This window comes from Streptomyces sp. JLBJ103, from assembly GCF_058215575.1.
Map to the genome: position 1 here is coordinate 778,440 of NZ_CM177089.1, position 17,170 is coordinate 795,609.

The 17,170-nt window shown below is 73.0% G+C and carries 15 protein-coding genes; 7 read left to right on the forward strand and 8 right to left on the reverse strand.

All coding sequences use genetic code 11. The features are described from left to right. The first annotated feature begins 14 nt into the window (after nt 1–14). Both AC4BEG_RS03180 and AC4BEG_RS03185 read left to right on the forward strand, forming a co-directional pair. The gene (locus AC4BEG_RS03180; RefSeq protein WP_490704379.1) at nt 15–1,292 is read left to right on the forward strand and encodes an MFS transporter; all 1,278 of its coding nucleotides are present in this window, start codon (nt 15–17) and stop codon (nt 1,290–1,292) included. 81 nt (nt 1,293–1,373) lie between these two features. Further along, a complete protein-coding gene (locus AC4BEG_RS03185) occupies nt 1,374–1,577 on the forward strand; it encodes an MbtH family protein (RefSeq protein WP_201879402.1) in 204 nt (67 codons plus the stop codon). 59 nt (nt 1,578–1,636) lie between these two features. On the opposite strand, the gene AC4BEG_RS03190 is transcribed toward AC4BEG_RS03185, so the two are convergent. Continuing rightward, on the reverse strand, nt 1,637–2,113 hold the full coding sequence (locus AC4BEG_RS03190) for a hypothetical protein (protein WP_490704380.1): 477 nt from the start codon (nt 2,111–2,113) through the stop codon (nt 1,637–1,639). A gap of 166 nt (nt 2,114–2,279) precedes the next feature. Between AC4BEG_RS03190 and AC4BEG_RS03195 the strand changes: the two genes are divergently transcribed. Both AC4BEG_RS03195 and AC4BEG_RS03200 read left to right on the forward strand, forming a co-directional pair. Further along, the gene (locus tag AC4BEG_RS03195) at nt 2,280–2,867 is read left to right on the forward strand and encodes a helix-turn-helix domain-containing protein (protein WP_201879405.1); all 588 of its coding nucleotides are present in this window, start codon (nt 2,280–2,282) and stop codon (nt 2,865–2,867) included. A 52-nt stretch (nt 2,868–2,919) separates the two neighbouring features. After that, complete coding sequence (locus tag AC4BEG_RS03200; RefSeq protein WP_490704381.1) at nt 2,920–4,287, forward strand: NAD(P)/FAD-dependent oxidoreductase; 1,368 nt, start codon at nt 2,920–2,922, stop codon at nt 4,285–4,287. A 74-nt stretch (nt 4,288–4,361) separates the two neighbouring features. Here AC4BEG_RS03200 and AC4BEG_RS03205 read toward each other — a convergent pair whose 3' ends face one another. After that, nucleotides 4,362–4,484, reverse strand: coding sequence for a hypothetical protein (locus AC4BEG_RS03205; protein WP_490704382.1), 123 nt, complete (start codon nt 4,482–4,484; stop codon nt 4,362–4,364). A 314-nt stretch (nt 4,485–4,798) separates the two neighbouring features. Here AC4BEG_RS03205 and AC4BEG_RS03210 point away from each other — a divergent pair, with 314 nt between their 5' ends. Beyond that, nucleotides 4,799–5,656 (forward strand): response regulator transcription factor, encoded by an 858-nt coding sequence (locus tag AC4BEG_RS03210; RefSeq protein ID WP_490704383.1) that lies wholly within the window; start codon nt 4,799–4,801, stop codon nt 5,654–5,656. A 119-nt stretch (nt 5,657–5,775) separates the two neighbouring features. Here the strand turns inward: AC4BEG_RS03210 and AC4BEG_RS03215 are convergent, their stop codons facing one another. Together AC4BEG_RS03215 and AC4BEG_RS03220 are read right to left on the reverse strand one after the other, a co-directional pair. Further along, nucleotides 5,776–6,405 carry a DJ-1/PfpI family protein gene (locus AC4BEG_RS03215; RefSeq protein WP_490704384.1) on the reverse strand — a complete coding sequence of 210 codons (630 nt, stop codon included), beginning with the start codon at nt 6,403–6,405 and terminating at the stop codon, nt 5,776–5,778. 84 nt (nt 6,406–6,489) lie between these two features. Beyond that, entirely contained in the window at nt 6,490–7,437 is a 948-nt protein-coding gene (locus AC4BEG_RS03220; protein ID WP_490704385.1) for a GlxA family transcriptional regulator, read from the reverse strand. A 285-nt stretch (nt 7,438–7,722) separates the two neighbouring features. On the opposite strand from AC4BEG_RS03220, the gene AC4BEG_RS03225 reads away from it, so the two are divergent. Continuing rightward, nucleotides 7,723–8,967: an ANTAR domain-containing protein gene (locus AC4BEG_RS03225; protein ID WP_490704386.1), complete on the forward strand. Its 1,245-nt coding sequence runs from the start codon at nt 7,723–7,725 to the stop codon at nt 8,965–8,967. Nucleotides 8,968–9,049: 82 nt separating this feature from the next. Beyond that, nucleotides 9,050–9,619 carry a hypothetical protein gene (locus AC4BEG_RS03230; RefSeq protein WP_490704387.1) on the forward strand — a complete coding sequence of 190 codons (570 nt, stop codon included), beginning with the start codon at nt 9,050–9,052 and terminating at the stop codon, nt 9,617–9,619. A 30-nt stretch (nt 9,620–9,649) separates the two neighbouring features. On the opposite strand, the gene AC4BEG_RS03235 is transcribed toward AC4BEG_RS03230, so the two are convergent. From AC4BEG_RS03235 to AC4BEG_RS03250, 4 genes are read right to left on the reverse strand one after another with little or no spacing between them, the layout of a single operon-like run. After that, a complete protein-coding gene (locus AC4BEG_RS03235; RefSeq protein ID WP_490704388.1) occupies nt 9,650–10,624 on the reverse strand; it encodes a hypothetical protein in 975 nt (324 codons plus the stop codon). Nucleotides 10,625–10,673: 49 nt separating this feature from the next. Further along, on the reverse strand, nt 10,674–10,904 hold the full coding sequence (locus AC4BEG_RS03240; protein WP_490704389.1) for a hypothetical protein: 231 nt from the start codon (nt 10,902–10,904) through the stop codon (nt 10,674–10,676). Next, nucleotides 10,901–16,078 carry an SAV_2336 N-terminal domain-related protein gene (locus tag AC4BEG_RS03245; RefSeq protein ID WP_490704390.1) on the reverse strand — a complete coding sequence of 1,726 codons (5,178 nt, stop codon included), beginning with the start codon at nt 16,076–16,078 and terminating at the stop codon, nt 10,901–10,903. Before AC4BEG_RS03245 ends, AC4BEG_RS03240 begins: the two co-directional genes overlap by 4 nt. Then, nucleotides 16,075–17,115 (reverse strand): AAA family ATPase, encoded by a 1,041-nt coding sequence (locus tag AC4BEG_RS03250; RefSeq protein WP_490706966.1) that lies wholly within the window; start codon nt 17,113–17,115, stop codon nt 16,075–16,077. Before AC4BEG_RS03250 ends, AC4BEG_RS03245 begins: the two co-directional genes overlap by 4 nt. Between the last annotated feature and the right edge of the window lie 55 nt (nt 17,116–17,170).

Below are 17,170 nucleotides of genomic sequence, written 5' to 3' on the forward strand. Positions count from 1 at the left end.
GGGAGCGGAGGGCCATGGCGCCGGACGAGTCCGGTGTCACGACCGGGGAACGGGCCGTCCCGGAGGCGCCGCTGTCCCGCAACCGCGACTACCGGCTGCTGTGGGGCAGTCAGGCACTCTCGGAGTTCGGTTTCCACGCGACGATGATCGCGTTCCCGCTGCTGGTGCTGGCGCTCACCGGCTCCGGCGCCGCCTCCGGGCTCGTCATGGGCACCATCGCCGCCGCCCAGATGGTGGCCGGGCTGCCCGCCGGTGTGCTGGCGGACCGCTACGACCGCAAGGCCATCATGCTGGTGTGCGAGGCGGCCCAGACGGTGTCCGCCGTCAGCCTGGCGGTGGCGGTGTGGACGGACACGGCCACCGTGGCGCACATGGTGGCCGTCGCCGCGGTGTTCGGAGCCTGCGCCGCCCTCTTCGAACCGGCCGAGAGCGCCTCCCTGCCCGCGCTGGTGACCGACGCCCAACTGCCCACGGCCGTCGCGATGAACACCGCCCGCGCCTCGATGGGCCAGCTCTCGGGCACCGCCACCGGTGGATTCCTGTTCGCCGCGGGGCGCTTTGTACCGTTTCTCGCGGACGCCGTGACCCACGCGGTGTCGTTCACCGCCCTGCTCTTCCTGCGGCTGCCGCGGCGTGAGCGCCCCACGGGCCCGGCGCCGCATCCGGGCCGGGAGGTGCTGGACGGGCTGCGGTGGGTGTGGCGGGAGCGCCCGATCCGGGTGACCGTCGCCTGCGCCATCGTGCTGAACCTGTTCTTCAGCGCCTTCTACATCGTGGTGGTGGTGCTCGCCGGGACCCGGGGGGTGCCCTCCGGAGAGGTCGGTGTCATGGCGGCCATGCTGGGGGCGGGCGGTCTGGTGGGTGCGCTGGTGGCGCCCGTCTGGCACCGCCGACTCGGCCCGTACCGCGCCATCGTGGCGGTGTTCTGGGCGCTGGCCCTGCTCACCCCGGTGGCCGTGCTGGTGCACGACGGCTATCTCACCGGGGTGCTGTTCGCGCTGATGGCACTGTGCCCGCCGACGGCGAACACCGCCATCATGACCGACCAGTTGCTGCGCACCCCCGACGGCCTACGCGGGCGGCTCACCAGTGTGCTGGTGCTCGCGTGCGGAGCGGCGGGGGCGGCGGGGCCCGCGCTGGGCGGTCTGCTCACCGAAGTCCTGCCGGGCGACGGGGCGATCCTGGTGTGCTCGGCCGGTATCACCGTCGCGGCCGTCCTGGCCACCGCGGGCCCCACCCTGCGCGGACTGCCCCGGGACCGCCCGGAGGAGGAGCCGCCCGAGGAGAGCTGACACCGGACTTCCGACCCACGGACCCACCGACCCACCGACCCCGCGTACGAACACGCACAGCGGATCGAAGAGGAGAACACCATGGACGACAACGCCCGCTACCAGGTGCTGCGCAACGACGAGGACCAGTACTCGCTGTGGCTCGCCGATCTCGAAGTGCCCGACGGCTGGCAGCCGGTCGGCAAGGAGGGCACGAAGGAGGAGTGCTCGGCCCATGTCGACGAGGTCTGGACCGATATGCGGCCGCGCAGTCTGCGGGAGCGCATGGACCAGGCGGCTTCCTGAGGCACGCCCGGACGGCGAGGGGGCCGGTGCACGGCGCGACCGGCCCCCTCGCCACGGCGTCACTCCGGCCAGCCGACCGTACCGTTCCGGACCATCAGCGGTCGGGGGCCGAGGTCCTCGAGAAAGCGCAGGCATCCCACGTGGACGGCGCCGTCCTCGTGGGCGTGCAGCGGAACGGCCTTGCCGGCCAGCCAGCTCAGCAGCACTCCGACGGGGCCGAAGAGGTCGGGGTGGAGTTCCTGACGGGAGGTCATGGCCCAGCCCTGCCGCCCCCGTCCATTGCGCCTGATCAGCTCGGAGGAGACCACACCACCCACCCGCCAGGCCGCGCCGTGCTGGCTCAGCAGCGCCTCCGGGTGGTCCTCCACCCGTGGCTCACCGGACTCGTCCTCCACGACGACCGGGAACGAGGAGAGGATGCTCAGCCGCTCCGGCTGGGGGCCGAGGCCCAGATGCCAGCGGAGCTCGGCGATCTCCTCCTCGGACAGGTCGTCGCACAGATCCATGGCCAGGGTCAGTTCGTACACATCGCTCACGGAACGCACGCTACAAGGTGACACCGACCACGGCACCGCACCGTGTTCGGAGCCCCGCCACCTCGCTGACGTCCCTCTCAAGAGCACCGGATGTCGAGTAAAGATTTCTGAGTTCTCGCCACAGACTCTTGTGCCGACCACGCAGTCGTCTCTACCGTGGCCCGCCATGGAACATGAACGCCCCGCCCAGCGGTCCGGGGGCGACGACGAGTCCGTGGGCGAGCGGCTGCGCACCCTGCGCAAGGCGCGCCGCCTGACGCTCAAGGCCGTCGCCGGGTCCGCCGGGATCAGCGAGGGCTATCTGAGCCAGATAGAGCGCGGTCAGGCCAATCCGAGCATCGCCACCCTCCAGCAGATCTCCTCCGCGCTCGGGCTCAAGGTGGCCGATCTGTTCGGCGACGACTTCACCAGCGGGCCGAGTGTGCTGCGGGCCGACGAGGCGCCGCGGCTGGCGCTCGGGGTGCTCGGCGGACGCAAGTTCCGGCTGACGCCGGGGCCGCAGCACCATCTCGAGGTGTTCCTCGGGGAGTTCGACGCCGGTGGCTCCACAGGCGAGACCCCGTACAGCCACGGCGATTCGGAGGAGTTCCTGTACGTCCTCGAGGGCACGGTCCGGCTCCACCTGGGCGAGCGCGGTTTCACCCTCGGCGCCGGCGACAGCATCCGCTACTCCTCCGCCGTACCGCACCGGCTGTGCGAGACGGCCGGGGCCGGTGCGCGTGTGCTGTGGGTGATCAGCCCGCCCAGTTACTGACCCGATAACCGCCCGGCCGGCGGCCGGACTACACGATTGGCTGAGTGCCGCAGTGCTGAACGGAAATGTGTCCTTCTGGTACCGCCAGACCGGCTTCCCCGAACGACGGCCGCCACTGGACGGCGATCTCACCACCGATGTGTGCGTGGTGGGCGGGGGCTTCACGGGGCTGTGGACCGCGTATTACCTCAAGCGGGCCGCGCCCGAGCTCGATATCACCGTCGTGGAGCGGGAGTTCGCCGGATTCGGGGCGTCGGGGCGGAACGCGGGCTGGCTGAGCAGCAAGATCGCCGGATCGCCCGCCACCTACGCCGAGCGCCGGGGCCGCGAGGCGGTGATCGCCTTCCAGCGGCAGATGGTCGACACCGTCGACGAGGTGATCGCGGTGGCGGAGGCCGAGGGCATCGAGGCCGATATCGTCCGCAGCGGCTATCTCCTTGTCGCCCACGGAGCGGCCCAACTGCCCCGGCTGCGGGCGGCGTACGAGCAGGAGCGCCACTGGGGGGCGGCGGATCTGGCGTGGCTGAGCGCCCCGGAGGTCACCGCGCGGCTGCGGCTGGACGGGGCGCTGGCCGGCTTCCACAATCCGCACTGCGCCCGGGTCCACCCGGCCAAGCTGGTACGCGGGCTGGCGGAGGCGGTGGCGGCGCGCGGGGTGCGGATCCTGGAGTCCACTCCGGTGACCGCGCTGGCGCCGGGCCGGGTCAGCACACCGTTCGGCACCATCCGCGCCGACCGGATCGTACGCGCCACCGAGGGCTTCACCAGTGTGCTGGAGGGCGAGCGGCGCACCTGGCTGCCGATGAACTCCTCGATGATCGTCACCGAACCGCTCCCCGACCGGCTGTGGCAGCGGCTCGGCTGGGAGGGGCAGGAGCTGCTGAGCGACGCCACCCATGCGTACACCTACGGACAGCGCACCCCCGACGGGCGGATCGCGATCGGCGGCCGGGGGGTGCCGTATCGCTTCGGGTCACGCACCGACCGGGCGGGGCAGACCTCCGCCGACACCGTGCGCGCCCTGAGGCGCATCCTGACCTCACTCTTCCCGGACACCGCCGATATCGCGATCGACCACGCCTGGTCGGGTGTGCTGGCCGTGCCCCGTGACTGGTGCGCCTCGATCGACTTCGACCCGGCCACCGGTATGGGCTTCGCCGGAGGCTACGTCGGCCACGGTGTGGCCGCCACCAACCTGGCCGGACGCACCCTGTGCGATCTGCTGCTGGGCCGTTCCACCGAGCTGACCGCCCTCCCGTGGGTCGGCCACCGCACCCGTAAATGGGAACCGGAACCGCTGCGCTGGCTCGGGGTGCACGGGATGTACGCCGCCTATCGCGCGGCCGACCGCTCCGAGGCCGCCGGACGGACCACCACCTCGCCCATCGCCCTGCTCGCCGACCGGATATCCGGACGCTGACCCATGTCATGAGTGGCCGCTGTCTTGAGACGTCCTTTCCCGGACAGGCGCTCAGCGCCCGTCGGCGGCCCGAGTCAGTCCAGCGCGTTCACGGTTCGTGTGACGGCGGTGAGCGGTTGGCCGGGGTCCACGGCCGCCATCCGGGCGGCGAGATCCACCACCACCTCGGCTCCCAGCAATTCATCCGCCGTCGGCACGGATCGCCCCCTGTCATGTGCGGGTTTTCCGCGGTGTCCGGGCGTGTGGACCTCAGAACCGCCGCGTTCACCTTAACAGCGGGCATCGCACGCCTGACCTGGGCGAGTTCACGCCCAGGGGAATTCCACGGTACGGGCGGCCGGAGAACGGAAGAGGGGAAACATTCCCGTTTCTCCCGGGGGCTCCACCGATTGACATTCCGGCCTCGACAACTCCCCTCCTTTTCCGGTACAGGGCCTTTTGCCGCGGGGTTAGGCCTCTTATGCTGCGCGATACGCACAACGCCGGCTACCCCCGGAAAGGGGCAGGGGCAATGCAATCGAGTACGGACCTCTCCCTGCGGCCCGACGACGGGGACGCCTTCCGGCAGGCGCTCCGGTCGGTCCAGAAACGCTCACGCCTCCCGGTCGTCTTCGGCGGCCAGGTGTGCGAGGGCGTGCTCCGGCTGTCGCAGTTCGCCGGGGTGCGGACGGCGGCGCTGCGCGGGCTCGGCATCAGAACCTCGACCGGCCTCGGCGGCCGCGTTCTGGCCAGTGCGCGGCCCGCCTCCGTGGCCGACTACGAGGCGGCCCGGTCGATCACCCATGACTACGACGGCCCGGTGTCCGCGGAGGGCATCCGTTCCGTGGTCGCCGTGCCCGTGGTCGTCACCGGCACGGTGCGCGGGGTGCTGTACGGCGCGAGCCGTAGCGTCATCCGCCTCGGGGACCGGGTGACGGACACGGTGGTCGACGCCTCGCGGCAGCTGGCCGGGGAGCTCGCGGTCCGGGACGAGGTCGACCGGCGGCTGCGGCTCCGGCGCGCGGCGGAGGCCGAACCCGCCCCGGACGAGCGGTTCACGGTCGAGGGGATCCGTGAACTCCACGCCGAGCTACGGGTGATCGCCCAGGCCGTGGGGGACGAGGCACTGCGCGCCCGGCTCTGCGCGGCCTCCCGCCGTCTCGCCGGACTCGGCTCCACCGCCCCCGAAACCGCCGTTCCGCTCTCTCCGCGGGAGCTCGACGTCCTCGCCCAGATCGCGCTGGGCTGCACCAACGCCGAGGCCGCCGATCGTCTCTCGCTGCGCCCCGAGACCGTCAAGGCGTATCTGCGCGGCGCCATGCGCAAGTTGGACGCCCGGACCCGTTTCGAGGCCGTGGTCATCGCCCGCCGCCGGGGCCTGCTGCCGTAACGGCGACCGTGGCGGACAAGGCAACGCGCGCTGCCCGCGCGGGTCAGCCGTTTTCGGTCCCGCGGCGGTAGCGGGGGCGGCGGCTCCCCGCACCCGCCGCCCCCTCCCCCGTGACAGGGCTACTGTCCGGTGGCCTCCTTGCGCATCCGGGCGGTGAGCTCGGCCGGGGCCTTGCTCGGGGAACCGCTGTCGTAGGGCGGCTGCGGGTCGTACTGGAGCATCAGCTGCACGCCCTGCGCCACGGTGTCCCCGGCGATCCGCCCGGCCAGGGCCAGCCCCATGTCGATCCCGGCCGAAACTCCCGCCGCGGTGACGTACTTGCCGTCGAACACATAGCGCTCGTCCACGGCGTCCACCTCCAGAGCCCGGAGGCCCTCCATGGCGGTCCAGTGGGTGGTGGCGCGGCGGCCGGTGAGCAGCCCGGCCGCGGCGAGGATCATCGAACCCGTGCACACCGAGGCCGTCCAGGTCGTGGTGGCGTCCACGGCCCGCAGCCACTCGAGCACCACCGGGTTCTTCTGCTGCTCGACCGTAAAGGGGCCGCCGGGCACCAGAACGACGTCCGGCCGCTCCACCTCCTCCAGCGTGGCTTCGGCCACCAGCTTGAGGCTGCCGCTGTCATTGCGTACGGGACCGCGGCGCTCGGAGACGAACACCGGCTGGGCACCCGGCAGTCCGGCCAGGGTCTCGTACGGGCCGACGGCGTCGAGAGCGGTGAAGTTCTCGTGGAGCAGGATCGCGATCTGCACAGCATGGCCTTTCGGTCGGTGGTGATGGCGTCATGGCGGTAGGCCAGGACGCGGTCGTGGTCGTGGTCGTGGGAGAACGGGCTTTCAGGGGTGGAACCGGCGCCGGTACTCGGCGGGCGCGGCGCCCAGGTCACGGACGAAGGCGCGGCGCATGGCCTCCGGCGTGCCGTAGCCGCAGGCCCGGGACACCTCCTCGACCCCGCCGTCGGTGTCCTCCAGCAGCCGCCTGGCCGCTTCGAGCCGCACCTGATCCACATACCGGCCGGGCGAGGTGCCGATCTCGTCCCGGAAGGCGCGGGCGAAGTGGCGGGGGGAGAGATGGGCACGCTCGGCCAGGGCGGCGACGGACAGATCCGCGCCGGGGTGTTCCGAGATGTACTGCTGGATGTCGCGCAGCGGGCGGCGCTGTGCGCTCTGTGCCTCGAGCTGGACGCTGAACTGCCGCTGATTGCCGGGGCGGCGGAGGAAGACGACCAGGTAGCGTGCGATGGCGAGCGCCACGTCACGGCCGAGGTCCTCCTCCACGAGTGCGAGCGCGAGATCGATGCCACTGGTGACCCCGGCGGAGGTGGACACCGCCCCGTCGCGGATGAAGATGGGGTCCGGGTCCACCTCCACCGCGGCGAACCGCTCGGCCAGCCCCTCGGCGAACGCCCAATGGGTCGTCACCCGGCGTCCGTCCAGCAGTCCGGCGGCGGCCAGCGCATGGGCCCCGGTGCACACCGACACCAGACGCCGCGCCGCCGGGGCGTTCTCGCGCAGCCACTCCACCACGCCGGGATGTAACAACCGGGTGCCCTCACCGCCCGGGACGAGGAGGGTGTGCGGGGCGGGGGCGCCGCGCAGCGCGAGGTCCGGGACGACCGTCAGCCCGCTGGACGTGCGCACCGGTGAGCCGTCGAGGCTTGCGGTCCTGACCTCGTACGCGCCCGGCACCACACCGGCCGCGCCGGAGAACACCTCCAGCGGCCCCGTGAAGTCCAGACTCTGTACGCCGTCGTAGAGGGCGATGAGGACGGTGCGCCGTTCCATACGGTCCATGCTGGCCGCCGTGGGCGATGGCAGCAATGACGCGCTTCCCACCTTTTCTGCCATGGGGTGCCGCATGCTGATCGCCACCGCCGTTGCGCGGACGCCGGTTCCGCGCGCCGGGCCCGCACCCCCGTCCACCAGAAGGCGGGGACCCTTCGTACTCCCGTCTCCCCGGCGCCCGCGCGGCCGGGGCCGACGTTGACTCCCGGCCCCCGGCCCGACCATGGTGGGCGGATCCCGGGGCACAGTCCCCCTTGAGAATCCCCGGAGGGAACGAGGGCTGAGATGTACCAGACGAGCGGTCCCGGGAGAACGCTGCGCCCGGACGGCGACCTGGACCGACCGGACCATCCGCTGTTCTCCGCGGTGCTGCGGGCCGGGCTGCGAGGGCGGACCGGCGCGGTGGTCGTGGACCTGTCCCGGGTCCGTACGGTCACGGCGGACGGTATGCGCGGGCTGCTCGACTGTGTGCGTTCGCTGCACGCGACCGGCGGCACGCTGCTCCTTGCCGCGGCCTCCGAGGCCGTGGCGCGGCTGCTGCGGCTGACGCTGGTCGACTCCGGCGTGCGGCTGTTCCCCACCGTGGCGGAGGCGCAGCGGGCGATGGCACCCGAAGCCCCGGCCGCCCCCGCCCCCGGCACCGGCACCGGCACCGGCACCGGCACCGGCACGGAACGCGAGACGGCCGTCGCGCGGGAGGCGGAGCTGGAGCGGCTGCGGCGGGAAACCGCGGATCTGCGGGGAAAGCTGCGCTCGCATCCGCTGATCGCACAGGCGCAGGGCATCCTGCTGGAGCGGTACCGACTGGCCGGCCCGGAGACGGCGTTCACCCTTCTGAAGGAGAGCTCACAGGCGTACAACGTCAAGCTGCGCACCCTGGCCGCGGCGCTCATGGACGTCCCGCGCCCCGCACCCGGCAGCGCACTGTGGTTCCCGGGCCGCGTCCGTCGTCCGGCGCCCCCGCTGCCGCTGCTGCCGGAGGCACACCACCGCGGCGCCAACCGCGGCGCGGTGGTGAAGCGAGTGCTGCACCAGGCCCTGGAGACGGTGGGCTGCGAGATGGGGGACCTCCAGCTCATCGACTCGGCACGGCGGCTGCGGATGGAACAGCACCACGGCTTCGACCAGGAGTTCATCGACTTCTTCAACGTCGTCGGCGAGGGCGAGACCACCTGCGCCCTGGCGGCCGAGCACGGCCGTCCCGTCATGTCGGACGTCGCCACCGACCAGGTGTTCTCCGACACCGCCCGCGGACTCATCCTCTCCACGGGCTCCCGCACCGTGCACAGCATCCCGATGACCGGCGGTTCGGGCCGGGTCGTCGGAGTGTTCTCGCTCCATGTGGCCAGAGCCGGTCGGCACCTGACCGCGGGCGAGGAGCGGATCCTCGCCCAGCTCGCCGCGCAGGGGGGAGCCTGGCTGGAGTGGCACGAGAGCACCGTCCTCCGGGACGCCCTGGAACATCTGCATCAGCGGGCCACCCGCGACCGGGGTGCGCCGTCCGCCTCCTCCGGCCCCCCGCACGGGTGAGAAGGGCGTTGGCGCGGGGTCCGGACGGGTACCCCTGGGCGTGAACGGGTCCCCCGGGGCCCCAGCGTTCGGGAGGACGATCATGGTGGTACCGGCCCTCGCCCGCTCCGGCAGCGCCTCCGCGCCGCGGATGCTCCAGATCTACCTCAACGACCACCTGGCCGGTGCTACGGCCGGTGTCGGCCTCGCCCGCCGGATGGCCCGTGAGCACCGGCACTCGGCATACAGCGGCGAGCTGACGCGGCTCAAGACGGAGATCGCCCGCGACCGCAAGGCACTGCTGTGGTGCATGGCCGCGCTCGATGTGCCCACCCGCCGCTACAAGATCTACGGGGCGTGGGCGGGTGAACGGCTCACCCGGCTGCGGCCCAGGGGCCGGATGCGCCGCCGCTCGGGGCTGAACACAGTGCTGGAGCTGGAGGCGATGCGGCTGGGTGTGGCGGGCAAGGCCCTGCTGTGGCGCACCCTGCTCGCCGCCGCCGTGCACGACTCCCGCTTGGAGACCGGCCATCTCGCGGAGTTGCTGGACGCGGCGGGGCAGCAGCTGGCGACCCTGGACTCCCTGCACGCCCGCGCCGTCTCGGCGCTCATCTCCCCCGGCCGCACCCCAGAACCCCGCCCCGAACCGGCCCCCGGAGCAGGGCCCACATGACCGTCCGACTAAGCCTCGATGGGTGGGAGTTCAGGGCCCGGTGCCGGGGGTGCCCGTGGGCTGGGGCGGTTGTGGAGGCGAGGCCGGTTCGGCGGGCGGCGCGGGATGGTCGTACACCATCCCGGCCGGGCTTCCCGCGCCCTGCCGCCACAGCCTGCTGAGCTCGGCGTTGGCCGTACGTTCGGCCGCGCGGTCGTCGGGCAGCGGCAGATGAAGCGCCGTCAGCAGGTCGAAGCGGTGCAGATCGAAGGCGACCGCCAGCACCTCGCCGTATGCCACCGCCGCGTGCACCGCGGCGGCGTAGGCGGCCCAGCAGATGACGGCCGGGGCCAGCGCCAGAAGCTGCCACCACTGCGACCGCCACAGCAGGGCCGCGGAGACGGGGACGACGGCACCCGCGGTGACAGACAGGCGGGCCGCGGCGTCGAGCGCGTCTCGGCCCTCGGCCACCGCGGCGCGCACCCGGTCGCTCAGCACCGGCTCCAGACGGGTCCACACCACCACCGCGTCCAGTCCGTACAGCCGCCCGGCACGGCGCTCGGCGGCCGTAAGGGCGTTGCCGAGCCCGGTGGGGCGCAGCAGGTGGTCCTCCGCCGGGAAACGGCTGCGCTGCCAGGCGCCGCGCTCCCCCGCGCGCTGTACGAGGGCGGCGGACGGTACGGCGCTGCCGTGCGGCCAGCCGAGCGGACCGCGCCGCCGCTTCTGCCACGCCGTGCACCAAGCGGCGGGCCGGGCGAGCCAGCGCGGCCAGTACCCCTCGAGCCAGCGCACCAGAGAGAGTTGCAGCGGCATGGTGATGACGCCGACGAGGGTGAGGCTCAGCACCAGCAGCAGCACCTCGCCCGCCTTCAGCCCGGCCGCGGTCCGCCACGCCCGCTCGAACCGCACCGGATCGGGGGCGCCCGCCCACAGCAGCACCAGGACGAACACGGCGCCCGCGGCGGTGGGCAGCGTCGAGACGAGGAAGAACCGGCCGGAGAGTGCTGGCGACAGGGGCTTCGCCACGCTGTCGAGCTTCACCGGCGCCCTCGCGCCGTACCGTGTGCCGCTCGGCTCATCTCACCCATGTGGTCGCCCCGTGGTCCGGATCCCTGCCGCACAGGGGTGTCTCCCCCGCGTCCATGAACATCATCGTGCTCTCCTCGCCGCACACCCCGCACCGGAAGAGATAGACCTCGTACTCGGTGGAGCGTCCGGGCAGCGGCAGCAACGGGCCGCCGGCGCCGTGGGATTCATGCGCCGCCACATCCCCCTCGGGTTCCGGGCGGTGCTGTTCGTCCGTCATGGGTTCCTCTCTGTCGCAGGGGTGAGGGAGGCAGGGGTGAGGTAGGGGGCCAGCACCTCGGCCAGCACCTCCGCCAGGGCCGGGTGGTTCAGATAGCTCCTGCGGCCTCCGCCCAGCGGCGCCCCGGCTGCGTCGCAGGAGATGTCCCGTGCGACGCCGTCGAACCTCGCGGTCAGCGGCCGGTAGGACAGGGGGTCCAGCCGGCCGTCGAGGTTCACCCAGCGCCGCACTCCCGGTGGCCTGCGCCCCCGGCCGTCCACGGGCGCGGGTTCGAGCCGGGAGAAGATCGCGTCCAGGCCGATCGGAGTCCCCATGGTGACCAGGAGCTCCACGGACAGCTCGGGCCGCTCCCACAGTGCCTCGTAGGCGATGACGGAGCCCATCCCATGCGCGATCAGGACCTGGGGCCGCTGTGCGGCGACCGCCTCGGCGAGCATGCGCCGGACCGCCGCCCGGCACGCGTCGTCGTTCAGGTAGGTGATGAACTCCTGGGTGACGGCGGGCAGCCAGTCCGGGAACACACCGAGTCGCCGCGTCAGGGAGTTCAGCAGCCCGCGGAACGAGAATCTGCTCCTGGTGGCTCCTTCCGGCAGCTGCTGCTGCGCGGCGGACAACGCGGCCTGGACCTCGGTGTCCGATTCGGCCTCGCCCGGGGTTGGTTGCAGCACGGGCAGATAGGGCAGCGTCCGCAGATCCACATCGTCCGCGGGGAGCCGGAGACCGGCCTTGGCCAGGCCGTCGCTCAGCCCGGCGGTCCAGGGGTCCAGCTCGGACGGGTGGAGGAACAGCACCCGGGGCACGGCGGCGCAGGGTCGTCCCAGGGGCATGCCGTTGTCCAGATGCCATGCCCGCGGGATCCCCGCGCCGTCCACCGTGATGGCCGCGGGCCGTCCGGCGGCACTGGTGGTGGCGGTGAACGCCTCGATGGCGCCGAGCCCTTCGGGAGCGCGGGAGACGATGACGCGCGGGCCGTCCAGCGGGACGATGGACAGCCCCGACCGGGACCCCAGAACCGCCGCCCTGACCCCGGACCACTCCACGAACCCCAGATGGGGAAGGAATTCCTCACCAGGCGTGAGGTGCACAGAACGCAGCCGATCCCCTCCCCGGCCGACCTGGTAGGACAGGAACGGCCCTCCGGGTCCGGTGAACACCAGCGTGGCGGGAGACCGATCGTCGACCGCCAGGGTGAGGGCAGCGCCCGGCTGCCGGGCCAGCGTGGACGGTGCGGACCAGGGGCGCACCGGGAACGGATCGCACGCCAGGTCGGGATCGGCGGTCCGCGCGGTGCGTACGCGGTTCGCGACGGCGACATTGACCACGCGGTACCGGGCGGTTCCGTGTGCGTCCACGGTGGTGTTGACCAGTCCCCGGATCGGCACCAGCGCCTCCCGCACCTCGTAGAGCGAGGGCGGTGCGCCGCCGAACGCCGCGCAGCGGCGCTGGATCTCGGTGTCGGCCAGTCCCCCGCTCTTGCTCTCCGCCAGGATTTTGAGCACCAGCCTGGTCCAGGGGCTGCGGGCGTCGGCGAGCAGCAGTTGCACCACGTCGGACAGGGTCCTCGGCACCCCGGATCCGACCCACTCCGCCTCGGTGGCATCCTCCAGCGGCTCGCCCCGGGAGGCGATGAAACCGGCGAAGGCGCGCGCGACGACGATCTGTTCCGTGGGGGCGCTCCGCTCGACCAGGGTGGTGGCCACGGCCTCGCTGAACGCCCGGCGCACGGGCGCGTCGTCCCGGCGGCGGTAGAAGGAGGCCGAACCGAGCATCTCCTCACACACATTGCGCAGCGCACGACGCCGCATATCACGGGTGGCGGTGAGGCGGACGGTGAGCACCGGCCGGTCGTTCTCCGTCAGCTCCCTGGTGTGGCGACCCGCGCGGGACGCGACGAGCAGTCGGCACACACCGGAGTCGAGCAGCGGCAGCAGCAGTTCCCGCACGATGGCGCGGGCGTACGGCGTCTCGTCCAGGGCGTCCACCACGACGAGGGGCTGGTCCCCTCGGTGGCGGAGGCGCGCCACCAACTGGTCCACCCCGCAGGGCGATTCGTCCGTCGCGCCGAAGTGCGCGGCCAGCAGCTCCGTCAGAGCCGTGCTGGTGGCCCCCCAGGCCGACACCATGAAGGCCGCGGGGCAGCCGGGGCTCTCCCGCACCCAGCTCATCACCGTGGCCACCAAGGTGGTCTTGCCACTGGCCGCGGGGCCGAGCACCAGTGCCATCCGTGGATAGACGGCGGGGTTGCCGACCCATCCGGTCAGGGTCCGGAACGTGGGCGCGTCCCGCGGATACCTCCACAAGGTGCGGTCGGGGACATCCGTCTCCGCCGACGGTTCATAGCCGGGGTTGGGCAGGAACGCGTCGGGCAGTCCGCGGGTGTACCGCAGACGCAGCACCGGACCGGGCGAGGGGCCGTCCTCGGTCAGCAGATTCATGACCTCCACCACATCCCTGAGCGGGATGTACGGCTCGTCACGCGGCGCTCTCCGGCGTCCGGACGCGAGAAGGCGCAGTGCCTCGGTGAGCACACGGGTGAGCCTCCCCGTACCAACCCCCGGCGCGGGGACCATGAGGGTGTCGACGTCGAGGACGGGGAAACGGTCTTCGGCGACCTCCTGGCAGCCGTCGGCGATCAGTATCCACCGCCCGCCGCCCCGGTCCGGGCCTACGAGCCCCAGCAGCCCGTCGGTGTCCGCCGCCAGATGGCCCGCGATATGGACGATCACGACGTCCGCTTCGCCGAACCCCGAGGTGATCTCGTCGATCATCCTCGGGAATTCCCGCTCCGGCACATCGGTGACGACGTGGGTGTGACAGCCGAACTCCCGGAAGGCCGCAGCGAGTTCGCGGCGGGCGGCGGCGGTGGATTCGTCCTCCGAGGTCCCGGGGGCGAAGCTGAGGAAGTGGCGCCGCCCCACCGGGCCGCTCACCGCAGGGGACACCCCCATGCCGCCCGGCCTCAGGAAACGGTCCCGCACCACACCCTCGGTGTCCCCGGTGAACAGCTGGGAACGGCCGTCAGCCGTCAGCACCGCCAGCGCCCGGACGTCCTCCGCGACCGGCACGGTGGGCAGGAACGGCACCCCGCTGGCCAGGTCGTACAGATCGATCCCGTCGGGCCCGGCCACGGCCACGATCCGCTGGCCCGCGACCTCACCGCAGGCCAGCACCCCGGGCCGGGCGCCCGCCCCCCGCCGCCACGCTTCCCGCCCCATCTGGGCGGTGAGGTCCACCGCGGCCAGGACACCATCCGCGTACAGCACCACCGCCATCGCCCGTCCCGTCGCCGTGCAGGCGCACACCAGGGCGGTGACGGCCGTCTCTCCGCCGTGGGCGGCCAACCGGCCCCGGCCGGTGGTCAGGTCCCAGATCCACAGCTCGCCGCCCGCGGAGGTGACCGCCACATCGCCCCCGTCCACCTGGGCGGCGGCCACACAGACCCGTCCGCGCGGCTCGTCGTCGGCGGGCTCGGGCTCCTGCGGCGTCTCGACGTCCCGCAGCGCGGTGTCGATCCGCTGCGCGTAGGCGGTGAGTTCACCGCCGAGGCCGCCGAGCACCGAGGCGGCCACAGTGGCGAACACCCGGCCGTCGGCGAGTTCGAGCGAGCCGGTGGGGTCGGCGGCCAGGACACGGAAGTCCAGTGAGCCGCCGAAGGGTTCGGCCAGCGCCTCGGGGGCCCGGATGAGGGTGGTGAGCACCTGGTAGGCACGGGTGCGGGTGAGCCCGGAGGCCAGTTCGTCGCGAACCCCGGCACGGTATTCGTACACCACCCGGTCGGGGTTCTCGCCCCGGTGGCGCTCGGCGTTGCGGACCAGCAGACCGGAGAGGAAGACCTCGGCGAGCTGCGCCGGGCCGGTGGCGGGCAGCAGGGTCTGCTGGAGCCAGCGCATCAGCGGCAGGGTCAGCGGGGCCGCGGAGAGCAGGAACGCCAGCTCCATCGCGCCGGGCGTCGCCCAGGTGCGGAAGTCCTCCACCCGTGCGGCCGCCGACGTCTCGTGGTCCGGAACCGGATGGGTCACCGGATCGGGCTCGCCGTGCGACGGGGTCTTGGCGAGGTCCACCGCGGACCCGGGGCGCCAGGTGGTGCGGCTGCCGGACACCGCCTGGGCCCAGGGACGCAGCCACTCCGGGTCCAGGGTGACCAGCGGCACCAGGTCCGGTGCGGAGCGGCCGCCGCCCGAGCCGAGGGTGCCGCCGGGGCCCAGGGGACGTACGGTCAGCCGAGCCGGTCCGGTGGCGCGCAGCGCGGCGCGGACCGGTGGCAGCCAGGTGCGGTGCCACAGTTCGGGGGGCAGCACCTGCACCACGGTCAGGGAGGCCCGGCGCGCCCACTGCCGTAAGGTCCGGGTCATGGCCGGGGTGCCCCACAACTCCCCCAGGCCGTCGGTGACGACGAGGATCAGACGGCGGTGCGCGGGGTCGTGGAGCTCGGCCGGTTTGCGCCCCTCGGCCCCCGGGGTGGTGTGTCCGTCGCCTCCGCACGGGCCGTAGCGGAGGACGAGCTCGGGCTCGTCGGCGTCGAAGCGCCACATCCGTACGTCCCGGAAGGCTCCGTGTCCCTCGACGAGCGCGCGGAAGTCGTCCACCGTACGGCGCCACACGGACATGGACACGCTCTCGTCCACCACCAGGGCCAGCTCCAGCCAGCGTTCGGAGGCGTGGCACAGCGCCGGGAGCGGGCGGCGGGCGCGGGCGGAGCGGTCCGCGGTCAGGGGCTCGTCCAGAACCCGGCGGCCGGGGGCGGGCACCCGCCGCTTGAGCGGACGCAGGGAACGGGCCAGCTCCAGCCGGTGCGGAAGCGCGGAGGGCTGACGCAGCGGAAGGGGCGTGGCCTTCGCGCCGCCGCCGTGCTCGCTCGCGCCCGTGGGCCCGGACGCGGCGGGGCTGTGGAGCGGGGTGGCGGACGGCCGGAGCGGCTCGGCGGGTTCCTCCTCCGGTGTGACGTCCTCCGTGGCTTCCTCGGACGGCTCCTCGGCCACCGGTGGCGGGGCCGGTGGCGGAGGTGGTGGTGCGGGCGGCTCGCCGGGCGGCGGGTCCACCGGTTCCGCGGCAGGCTGCCGGGTGGCCCGGACCTCCTCCGCCAGCCAGAGCAGTTCGGCCAGCTCGCGGGCGGTCAGGTCCTCGTCGCCGCTCAACTCCCGTGCCAGCGCGAGGAGATGGATGAGGTCGGTCATGCCGTGTCGTTCAGCGGACGGAGGAGTGCCGCCAGCACGGCGGGCCACTCGGGGTCGTCGGTGTGCTCGGTGGCGCTCTCCATCTGGAGGGTGTTGAGCAGTTGGTCGGTGGCCAGCAGCTTCCGGCCCTTTTCGAGGTCGTCCGCGAACTCCTCGAGACGTCCGGCCGAGGCGCGCAGCACCTCCGGGCCGAGGTGGGCCTCGACGATGCGTTCCAGCTTCTTCCGGGAGGGGGGAGCGATGTCCAGCCGGACGCAGCGGCGGACGAACGCGGGCGGGAACTCCCGCTCGCCGTTGCTGGTGAGCACCACCACGGGGAACTCCGCGCAGCGCACCTTCCCGTGCCGGACCGGCTCCCGGCACCCGTCGTCGGTCATCACCCGGACGTCGCACTGGGGGTACCGCTGGAGTTCGGGGATGGGGAACTCCCCCTCCTCCAGCACCGAGAGAAGGTCGTTGGGCAGATCGACATCGCCCTTGTCCAGCTCGTCGATGAGCAGCACACGGGGGCGGTCGGAGGGCAGCAGGGCGGTGCCGAGCGGTCCGAGGCGTACGTACCTGCCGATGTCGTCGGGCCGCTTCCCCTGGTGCTTCTCGTCCTGGAGGCGGCCGATGGCGTCATACGCGTACAGCCCGTCCAGGAGCGTCGTACGGCTGGTGACCGACCAGCGCAGCACCCGGCCGAGGTCCAGTTCATGGGCGATGCCGCGGGCGAGGCTGGACTTGCCGGTCCCTGGTTTGCCGGTGACCAGGAGCGGACGGCGCAGATGGAGCGCGGCGTTGACCATACGGGCCTCCTGGGGCTCCGCGCGGTAGGTGGTGACGATGTCGGCCGAGCCGGGGCTCTCCTCGCGGTGGCGGGCGCAGCTGTCCACCGCCGGTTCCTCGCCGCGGGCGGCGGAGTCCGCGGCGGCGTCCACGGCCTCCTCGTCGGGTACCGGCCGTTTGCCGTCGAAGCGGCGCCAGGGCGGTGCCGCGGGCGGGGTCCAGCCGGTGCGGCGGACGCCGTCGCCGTAGTAGATCCACCAGCTCGGCACCGCCGCCACCTGGTCCGTCCCGGCTCGTGCCGGAGGTACCACGGCCCCCGTCCCG